Source organism: Kaistella sp. (assembly GCF_049588135.1).
Taxonomy (GTDB): Bacteria; Bacteroidota; Bacteroidia; order Flavobacteriales; family Weeksellaceae; genus Kaistella.
Map to the genome: position 1 here is coordinate 1 of NZ_JBAVFG010000020.1, position 9,410 is coordinate 9,410.

Sequence of the window (9,410 nt, forward strand, 5' to 3'; positions counted from 1 at the left end):
CTTTAGTGCCTGTACTTTCCCATTTATTATTGAATAAAAACGTCCGCGAAAAGAAAAATATTTTTGTAGAATTTTGGGAACGAATCGTAGGGAAAGGGCTGGCATTTACTTTTAGAAATAAAAAAATAAGTTTATTGGTTTCTTTAGCATTTTTGGCAGTAACACTTTTTTCTGCACGCTTTTTAGGAACCGAATTTTTGCCACCGCTGAATGAAGGTGCACTGTGGGTAACCGCAGAAATGCCGATGAGTATCAGTTTAAAAGAATCTTTGAAAAAGACAGATCAACTTAAAAAAACGCTGAGAAGTTTTCCTGAAGTAACCGATGTGTTGTCGCTAACGGGCAGAAGTAATGATGGAACCGATCCTAACGGTTTTGGGTTTGTGCAGTTTGATGTGAAACTTAAACCAAAAGAAAAATGGACGAGAAAAATCACAATGGATGGTCTTATTGATGAAATGGATGGAAAACTAAAACAATATCAAGGGATCACTTATAATTATTCGCAACCGATTTCCGATAACGTTGCCGAAGCTGTTGCAGGTTTTAAAGCAGAAAATGGAGTGAAGATTTATGGTGATAATTTGAATACTTTGGATAAATATGCCAAACAAGTGTATGATATTCTGAAGGATGTGAATGGTGTTAAAGAGCCTGGTATCATTAAGAATATTGGTCAGCCAGAACTGAGTGTTATTTTGGATCGAGAAAAAATGGCACAATACGGGGTGGCGCTCTCTGATGCACAATCTGTGTTGGAAACCGCATTTGGTGGGAAAACTGCTTCGGAACTTTTTGATGGTGAAAGAAAATTCGATATCAGAATTCGGTATGCAGATGAATATCGAAAAGATGAAAATGATCTCGCTTCATTGATGGTTCCTACCCAAGAAGGAACTTTAATTCCACTAAAAGAAATCGCAAATATTCATCAAGATAATGGTGCCGCATTTATATACAGAGACAATATTCAAAGATATATCGGTATTAAATTTTCAATCAGAGACCGAGATTTGGGAAGCACGATTGCTGATGCAAAGGAGAAAATCGATCAAATTAAACTTCCGCAAGGATATTCAATTGGCTGGACCGGGCAATTTGAAAATCAGGAAAGGGCAACCAAGCGTTTAACAGAAGTTGTACCAATTAGTCTAGTAATGATTTTCTTCCTTTTATTTATTTTATTTGGAAATTTAAAGGATTCTCTACTGGTTTTGGCGAATGTGCCTTTTGCATTAATCGGTGGAATCATCGCTTTGCACATGACAGGTATGAACTTTGGGATTTCCGCAGGAGTAGGATTTATCGCTCTTTTTGGGATCTGTATTCAGAACGGAGTTATTCTTCTCTCAGAATTTCACCAAAACATTAAGGCTGGAATGGATGTTGCTGCCGGAATTTTAGAAGGCGTGAAAGTAAGAACCAGACCTGTGGTCATGACTGCGATGATGGCTTCGGTCGGATTGTTACCTGCTGCACTTTCCACAGGAATTGGTTCAGAATCGCAAAAACCGTTGGCAATTGTCATTATTGGTGGATTGGTTACGGCGACCGTTTTGACTCTTTTAGTTTTCCCAATTATCTTCTGGATTTTCAATAAAACTAAAAAATCAGAGCAGTTTTATGAAAATTAAAAGAATTAACAAAAATTTAATTCTTTAATTTTATGAAAGATAATTTTAGGAGAAATCAAATATGATAAAGGATTAGGAGTGCTTGAGAATGATCAATCTTTATCGAAATTGATCAAAAAAGGAGAAATGTTTTTACAAAATTATTTTATAGATTTTCTCAAATAAATATTTTTCCGTAAATTTGCACTCCGGTATTTCGCTATATAATAGGATGGTGTAAATCAATATTTTTGAATGTTCAACTTTTTTTCTAAAAAAGGTTTTCAATATTCAAAAAATGACTATATTTGCGCACCGAAAAAATGAATAATTAATTAAATAAATATTTAAATCATGGCAAAGGAAACGTTTAATCGTAACAAACCACACTTGAACATTGGTACCATCGGTCACGTAGACCATGGTAAAACTACACTTACTGCAGCAATCAGTAAGGTGTTATCTGATAAAGGATTCGGAACAGCTAGAGATTTCTCTACAATTGATTCTGCACCAGAAGAAAAAGAAAGAGGTATTACCATTAATACTTCACACATTGAATATGAAACTGCAAACAGACACTATGCTCACGTAGATTGTCCAGGTCACGCCGATTATGTAAAAAACATGGTTACTGGTGCTGCGCAAATGGATGGAGCTATTTTAGTAGTAGCTGCTACAGACGGACCAATGCCTCAAACAAGAGAGCATATCCTTTTATGTCGTCAGGTAAATGTACCTAATGTACTTGTTTTTATGAACAAAGTAGATATGGTAGATGATGCTGAGTTATTAGAATTAGTAGAAATGGAAGTTAGAGATCTTCTTTCTTCTTATGAATATGATGGTGATAACGCTCCAGTAATCCAAGGATCTGCTTTAGGTGGATTGAACGGAGATCCTAAGTGGGTAGCGAAAATTGAAGAATTAATGGATGCTGTTGATTCTTGGATTGCGCTTCCAACTAGAGATGTTGATAAAACTTTCTTGATGCCAATTGAAGACGTTTTCTCTATTACAGGTAGAGGTACTGTTGCAACTGGTAGAATCGAAGCAGGTGTAATTAATACTGGAGATCCAGTAGATATCGTAGGTATGGGTGATGAGAAGTTAACTTCTACTATTACCGGTGTTGAGATGTTTAGGAAAATCTTGGACAGAGGTGAAGCAGGTGATAACGTAGGTCTATTGTTGAGAGGTATTGAAAAAACCGACATCAAAAGAGGTATGGTAATCGCTAAGAAAGATTCAGTGAAGCCACACAAACAATTCAAAGCAGAGGTTTATATCCTTTCTAAAGAAGAAGGTGGTCGTCATACTCCATTCCACAACAAATACCGTCCACAGTTCTATGTAAGAACTACAGACGTTACAGGTGAGATTTTCTTGCCAGAAGGGGTAGAGATGGTAATGCCAGGTGATAACATTTCTATTACAGTAGAATTGTTACAGCCAATCGCTCTTAACGTAGGTCTTAGATTTGCGATCAGAGAAGGAGGTAGAACAGTTGGTGCTGGTCAGGTAACTGAAATCCTTGATTAATTTCTGAAAATATAATAAAGGTTCCGTAGGGAAACTTACGGAACCTTTTTTAATCTACGGGCATCGTCCAATGGTAGGATACCGGTCTCCAAAACCGTTGATCAGGGTTCGAGTCCTTGTGCCCGTGCAAATAAAAGATAATGAGTTTAGTAGATTTTATTAAAGGTTCTTATACCGAATTCAAAGACAAAGTAGAGTGGCCAAAATGGCCTGAGTTGCAATCATCTACCATAGTAGTAACTATTGGTACTGTGTTGCTGGCTATTTTTACTTTTGGTGTAGATTCATTGTTCAGTAAATCTATTGCGAATATGATATCGCTCTTTGTCAATCTGTTCAATTAAAATTATTTTCCCAAAATGAGTGACTTGAAGTGGTATGTTCTGAAATCCATCAGTGGACAGGAAAATAAGGTAAAAGCCTATATTGAGAACGAAATGAAGCATTATGGCTTAGAGGATTTCGTAACTCAAGTAGTCATTCCTATGGAAAAAGTAATCCAAATTAGAAATGGTAAAAAGGTGCCGAAAGAAAAACCTTATTACCCAGGTTACTTAATGGTAGAGGCAAATCTTGTAGGAGAGGTTCCTCATATTATTAAAAATATACCTGGAGTTATTTCTTTTTTGAGTTCAACCAAAGGAGGAGATCCTGTACCGATGCGTAAGTCAGAAGTGAATAGAATGCTTGGTAGAATGGATGAGCTTTCTGAGTTCGCAATTGAATCAGCAATTCCTTTCGTAGTAGGAGAAAACGTAAAAGTAATCGACGGACCTTTCAATGGTTTCAACGGTACGGTAGAAAAACTATACGAAGACAAAAAGAAAATCGAAGTTTCTGTAATGATTTTCGGAAGAAAAACACCAATGGAACTCAGCTATATGCAAGTAGAAAAGGTGTAAATACTGGTTTCGTTTTTAAAGAACGATAAAGTATTTATTAAAAAAATAAACTGAAGTAGATTATCTGCTTCAGTTTTTTTGTGTAAAATTTTTCGCATTCAGTTGTGAGATTTGGAATCAAGGATAAAACTTGGGGAGAAAAAATAAATTGATTGAATGCAAAATGAATCAACGTTCTTGCAAATACTATTTTCCGATTTTTTGCTGACCCATGTTATGATTTTTTAACAATGCAATCGTTTGTTATGATCATCTTGAATTCATCTACTACCATAATGGATAATAGTAGAAGGTATTTTAAAGCTATTTGTCTTTGAATAAAAACAATATAAATTCAGATGTCCCCAATTTTTCAATAAAATAATAGGTATTTAATATAAATCCTTTCGGAATTCGTGAAAACAGCAAATTAAAAGTAGTTATTGCCCTCTGTCACTGGATAGTTTTTCTTAATATCGTAAAACTTAATTAACTTAAATTTTATTTAAAATGAAAAAAACTCTATTCGCTGTGGCGATTTTAGGATTTATGATTAGCATCAATGCACAGAAATCCGTTCCCTTTTCTAATAAATTGAAAGTAGAAAATCATGCAATTGATCTTTCGAAGAAAACCGAAGCTTATAAAAAATTATTGTCTAAATCTTCTTTAAATACTTTTTCTAATTCAGCACAAAATATAAATTTTACAAACAAAGGTTTTGATGCTAAAAATTTTGGAGGGACTCCTTCTGGTCTAATTACCGCAGCGGGTTGGCAGCAACTTATTGATGGAGCTGATAATTCGAAACAACTCATTCAGGAAGATTATGCTTTCGGAGCAAATGCGCACGTTTCGATTAAATTATTAAATCCGAATACAACCATCCAAAAGGAGCTTACCGTTTCGATTCCGCAAACTGCCAATTTTTATGGTCTTCAACGGAAAACTTCAAAATTTAATTTTAAAGGAAACACTAAAATGAAATTTTTCATGTTTATTCATTATTTTGAAGGTGGGGAGGGTCCTGATTTTCAAAAAAATGCTGTTTGGATGATTGATGAAGATGGTGCAATTCTAAAAAAATTTGAAGACACTATTCTTGTCGAGTTAATTCATAATACAGATGGTTCTGCAAATGTTGTAACCTATAACGATGATGATACTACGGTGAATATTGCTGTTTATGACGCAGCATTAAAGGAAATTGCAACGAAACAGTTTGATTCAGAATTAATCAATTTCTTTAACGGTACTCCTCTTGCTTTCATGGATGTTGATGGAGAACCGAAAATTGTATTGGCACATTATGAGAAATTATTCATGGATAATAGTACGATGGAAGTAACGCCAGATAATCATTTGGTGATTGAAATGTACAATCAGAATTTAACTTTAGAGAAACAAACCAAAATTTCTTTGCCTGCTTATGAACAAGATTCGTATGTTTTCGGAATGGTAGAATATGGAGTGTTTTATGATAATTATAAATATGACATTACCAAACATGTCTTTAATGCAGACGATAAATATGAGTTTTTGTATGGAATCAATTATTTTGATTTAATGCAAGATCGGTCATGGAGTAATTATTTTGTTGCAGATGAACAAGGAAATACCCTGAAATCTTTAGAAGATGGAATATTGAGTCTTAATCCTATGAAGGAAATTGCGGGGCAAGAAGACCAAGTGTCATTTATATTGTCCGATGAAGAAGGAAATCAGTCCATCAAGATGTTCGATATTCCAAGTTGGCAAACGGTGAAAGAATTCTCGGCAGTGTATAATGGTGAGTTAATTTCTGGGTATTATAACAGAATCCCAACTGCAGGAAGCTATCAATTCCTTATTGCCCTCGGTGAACCAGTTTTGGAAGGAAACGATTATTTTGGGGTGATCAATAAATATACACCAACGGGCGAACTTACTGGAAAAGTCAAATTAAATATTGGTGCAGAACCACTTAATTTTACCCCACTTCTTTATAGCACCCTCTTGGAACCAAAATTATTTGATGCAGATGATATGATGGAGTATAATTATGTATATATGTTCAAATATCCGGGGAATAATTTGGTTTACAACTCATTTAATGTTGCTAAAGAAAATAGCAATACCATTTTTACAGCAAACGGTGATGAAACCAAAGGAAACGTTATCGGTAGCGGCTTTTTGGTTGACAACAATGATCACGCATATAAAATGGGAGTTCTTTACGGAGACTTTAGCCAGGTTATTAAGACAACTGAGTTTTTTGATATCCCATTTGAGGTTTTAGCGACAAGCGATGTTTCTAAAAACATTATCAAATCTTATACAGATAAAATCAAACAAATCATTGGATTTACGGAGAAATTAGCTTCTTACAAAGTGTACAGTATGTCGGGTACAGCCGTTACACAAGGTAAAAATGCTAAAGAAATAAGCACATCAGGCTGGGTGAAAGGCATGTATTTAATACAATATATCACTGAAAATAATACTACCGGAGTTGCAAAAGTGATGATTCAGTAATTTGTATTTCGGAATTACCGCAAAAAAAATCGTGATTATTGATTAAGGAAATTAGTAAGTAATCCCGATCGACCCAATATGCAAGAGAAAGAATCAACTTATTTGATTCTTTCTCTTTGTTTTTTTATGTTTTGTGAGACAATTTTTTAAAAATGAAATTATAATAATGTTCTCTAAGATGAAGATTTCTAATCAAATATTTTGGGTGAAAAAGGTAACCGTAAAAGTTTCAAAATAATTTCAAATAATTTGGATACTCTACTCGCAGGCTCGAAAGAAATTTAGATCTTGGTCATCACTTCAAGGTAAGAAAAATAGTTAAACAAAGTAATTGTTACTGCCAAATCTATTTAAGAAGTCTCTTTTAAAAGGTAACTCTTTTAATTAATTGAAAATTATCATTAAAAATCAATACCTTACCTATTGTGTAATCAAAATTTATTCTTAATTTTGCAGTCCGAAATGTAAAGTTGTGTTTTATCGCACCTCGTTACAGATTTATAAATGCTTCCACATTCATAAATTATTTAATTTTTTAAAAAATCAAAATGGCTAAAAAAGTCTTTAAAATGGTGAAGCTCCAAGTAAAAGGAGGAGCAGCTAATCCATCTCCACCAGTAGGTCCTGCATTAGGTTCTGCAGGGGTGAACATTATGGAGTTTTGTAAGCAATTTAACGGAAGAACTCAAGACAAACCGGGACAAGTTTTACCTGTAGTAATTACAGTATTCGAAGACAAATCTTTTGAATTCGTTATTAAAACTCCACCAGTTGCAATCCAACTTTTAGATGCTTCTAAGCAGAAAAAAGGTTCAGGGGAGCCAAACAGACTGAAAGTAGGTGCTGTATCTTGGGCTCAAGTAAGTAAAATTGCTGAGGATAAAATGGTAGATCTTAATTGCTTTACTATTGACGGAGCCCTTACTATGGTTGCAGGAACTGCAAGATCTATGGGATTGAGAGTAACAGGAACTAAACCAACTAACGCTTAAAACTTATAGATATGGCAAAATTAACTAAAAAGCAAAAAGAAGCTTTAAGCAAAATAGAAAAAAACAAAATTTACTCTCTTGACGAAGCATCTGCTTTGGTAAAAGAAGTAAACTTTGCAAAATTTGACGCATCTGTAGATATCGCAGTTCGTTTAGGTGTTGATCCTAGAAAAGCGAACCAAATGGTAAGAGGAGTAGTTTCCCTTCCACACGGTACTGGTAAAGATGTAAAAGTTTTGGCTTTGGTAACACCTGATAAAGAAGCAGAAGCGAAAGAAGCTGGTGCTGATTATGTAGGTCTTGACGAATATTTACAGAAAATAAAAGAAGGTTGGACTGATGTTGACGTTATCGTTACCATGCCAGCTGTTATGGGTAAATTAGGTCCATTGGGTAGAATCTTAGGACCAAGAGGTCTAATGCCAAACCCAAAATCTGGAACTGTAACTATGGATATTGGTAAAGCAGTATCTGAGGTAAAATCAGGTAAAATCGATTTTAAAGTTGATAAATACGGAATCATCCACGCTGGAATTGGTAAAGTGTCTTTTGACCCGGCTCAAATTAGAGAAAATGCTTCTGAATTAATTCAGACATTAATCAAATTGAAACCAACTGCGTCGAAAGGTGTTTATGTGAAAAGCATTTACTTGTCTTCTACCATGAGTCCAGGTATTGCAATTGATACTAAATCTGTAAACTAAAATCTGTAAGACAATGACAAAAGAAGATAAAGTATTAGTAATACAAGAATTAAAAGATGTACTACAAGACGCGAAAGTGGTTTATGTAGCAAGTCTAGAAGGAATGAATGCTGCTGCGACTTCAGATTTTAGAAGACAAGCATTTAAACAAAATATCACTGTAAAAGTTGTAAAAAACACTTTACTACAAAAAGCATTGGAGCAAATTGAAGGAGTAGATTACTCTGAAATGTTCCCTACTTTCAAAGGTAACTCCGCTTTAATGATTTCTGAAACAGCTAATGCTCCGGCAAAGTTGATTCAAGGATTCCGAAAAAAAGCAGAAGTTCCAGCTTTGAAATCTGCTTATTTACAAGAAACATTCTATGTTGGTGACGAAAACTTGGCTACACTTGTAAGCATCAAGTCTAGAGAAGAAATGATTGGTGAAATCATCACATTACTTCAATCTCCACTTAGAAATGTACTTTCTGCACTTCAAAATAAAGATGAAGCAAACGGAAATGCTGAAGAAGCTGCTCCAGTTGCAGAAGAAACCCCAGCTGCAGAAGCTGCTCCAGAAGCAAGTGCTGACGCTACCGATGCACCTAGTGCAGAGTAATTAGACTCAAAAAAAATCAAATAAATCGTTCAACAATTAAAACATTATTAAAATGTCAGATTTAAAAAACTTAGCGGAAACGCTTGTAAACTTAACCGTTAAAGACGTAAATGAATTGGCTGCTATCCTTAAGGATGAGTACGGAATCGAACCAGCTGCTGTAGCTGTAGCTGCTGTTGCAGGTGCAGGAGAAGCTGTTGAAGAAAAAACAGAATTCGATGTAATTCTTAAAGCTGCAGGTGCTTCTAAATTAGCAGTTGTAAAACTAGTTAAAGATTTAACTGGTGCAGGTCTTAAAGAAGCTAAAGATATGGTAGATGGTGCTCCAACTGCTATTAAAGAAGGTGTTTCTAAAGACGAAGCTGAAGCGTTGAAAAAACAATTAGAAGAAGCTGGTGCTGAAGTAGAATTGAAATAATTCTTCATCAACCTTATCATAAAGCCGTTTCCTTTTGGAAGCGGCTTTTTTTTATCTGAAATTTTGCTACGTGGTGCTTTGGTTTTCTGAAAATTATGGTATTTGTGTTCATCTCGATTTATTTCGACAATGATCTGTGGAGTTG

General features: G+C 34.8%; 9 protein-coding genes and 1 tRNA gene. All 10 read left to right on the forward strand.

What is annotated here, in order from left to right; genetic code table 11:
* Positions 1 to 1,634, forward strand: a 1,634-nt coding sequence (locus WBY99_RS01300) for an efflux RND transporter permease subunit (RefSeq protein WP_423974542.1), incomplete at its 5' end; no start/stop codon positions are given.
* Between the two features lie 333 nt (positions 1,635 to 1,967).
* Positions 1,968 to 3,155 carry an elongation factor Tu gene (gene tuf, locus WBY99_RS01305; RefSeq protein ID WP_423974543.1) on the forward strand — a complete coding sequence of 396 codons (1,188 nt, stop codon included), beginning with the start codon at positions 1,968 to 1,970 and terminating at the stop codon, positions 3,153 to 3,155.
* A gap of 56 nt (positions 3,156 to 3,211) precedes the next feature.
* Positions 3,212 to 3,282: transfer RNA gene (locus WBY99_RS01310), tRNA-Trp, on the forward strand.
* 13 nt (positions 3,283 to 3,295) lie between these two features.
* Positions 3,296 to 3,499, forward strand: a complete 204-nt coding sequence (secE, locus tag WBY99_RS01315) for a preprotein translocase subunit SecE (protein ID WP_423974544.1) — start codon at positions 3,296 to 3,298, stop codon at positions 3,497 to 3,499.
* Positions 3,500 to 3,514: 15 nt separating this feature from the next.
* Complete coding sequence (gene nusG, locus WBY99_RS01320) at positions 3,515 to 4,057, forward strand: transcription termination/antitermination protein NusG (RefSeq protein ID WP_423974545.1); 543 nt, start codon at positions 3,515 to 3,517, stop codon at positions 4,055 to 4,057.
* A gap of 489 nt (positions 4,058 to 4,546) precedes the next feature.
* Positions 4,547 to 6,550 carry a T9SS type A sorting domain-containing protein gene (locus WBY99_RS01325; RefSeq protein ID WP_423974546.1) on the forward strand — a complete coding sequence of 668 codons (2,004 nt, stop codon included), beginning with the start codon at positions 4,547 to 4,549 and terminating at the stop codon, positions 6,548 to 6,550.
* Positions 6,551 to 7,098: 548 nt separating this feature from the next.
* Positions 7,099 to 7,542 (forward strand): 50S ribosomal protein L11, encoded by a 444-nt coding sequence (rplK, locus tag WBY99_RS01330; protein ID WP_423974547.1) that lies wholly within the window; start codon positions 7,099 to 7,101, stop codon positions 7,540 to 7,542.
* Between the two features lie 11 nt (positions 7,543 to 7,553).
* On the forward strand, positions 7,554 to 8,246 hold the full coding sequence (gene rplA / locus WBY99_RS01335; RefSeq protein ID WP_423974548.1) for a 50S ribosomal protein L1: 693 nt from the start codon (positions 7,554 to 7,556) through the stop codon (positions 8,244 to 8,246).
* A 13-nt stretch (positions 8,247 to 8,259) separates the two neighbouring features.
* Complete coding sequence (gene rplJ / locus WBY99_RS01340; RefSeq protein ID WP_423974549.1) at positions 8,260 to 8,847, forward strand: 50S ribosomal protein L10; 588 nt, start codon at positions 8,260 to 8,262, stop codon at positions 8,845 to 8,847.
* Positions 8,848 to 8,899: 52 nt separating this feature from the next.
* Positions 8,900 to 9,265: a 50S ribosomal protein L7/L12 gene (gene rplL, locus WBY99_RS01345; RefSeq protein ID WP_423974550.1), complete on the forward strand. Its 366-nt coding sequence runs from the start codon at positions 8,900 to 8,902 to the stop codon at positions 9,263 to 9,265.
* The last annotated feature ends 145 nt before the right edge of the window (positions 9,266 to 9,410 follow it).

What these genes read in the sequence shown, in the direction of transcription:
- rplJ (WP_423974549.1), top strand. Translation starts at nt 8,260, where the DNA reads ATGACAAAAGAAGATAAAGTATTAGTAATACAAGAATTAAAAGATGTA.
- rplA (WP_423974548.1), top strand. Translation starts at nt 7,554, where the DNA reads ATGGCAAAATTAACTAAAAAGCAAAAAGAAGCTTTAAGCAAAATAGAA.
- tuf (WP_423974543.1), top strand. Translation starts at nt 1,968, where the DNA reads ATGGCAAAGGAAACGTTTAATCGTAACAAACCACACTTGAACATTGGT.
- secE (WP_423974544.1), top strand. Translation starts at nt 3,296, where the DNA reads ATGAGTTTAGTAGATTTTATTAAAGGTTCTTATACCGAATTCAAAGAC.
- WBY99_RS01325 (WP_423974546.1), top strand. Translation starts at nt 4,547, where the DNA reads ATGAAAAAAACTCTATTCGCTGTGGCGATTTTAGGATTTATGATTAGC.
- rplL (WP_423974550.1), top strand. Translation starts at nt 8,900, where the DNA reads ATGTCAGATTTAAAAAACTTAGCGGAAACGCTTGTAAACTTAACCGTT.
- nusG (WP_423974545.1), top strand. Translation starts at nt 3,515, where the DNA reads ATGAGTGACTTGAAGTGGTATGTTCTGAAATCCATCAGTGGACAGGAA.
- rplK (WP_423974547.1), top strand. Translation starts at nt 7,099, where the DNA reads ATGGCTAAAAAAGTCTTTAAAATGGTGAAGCTCCAAGTAAAAGGAGGA.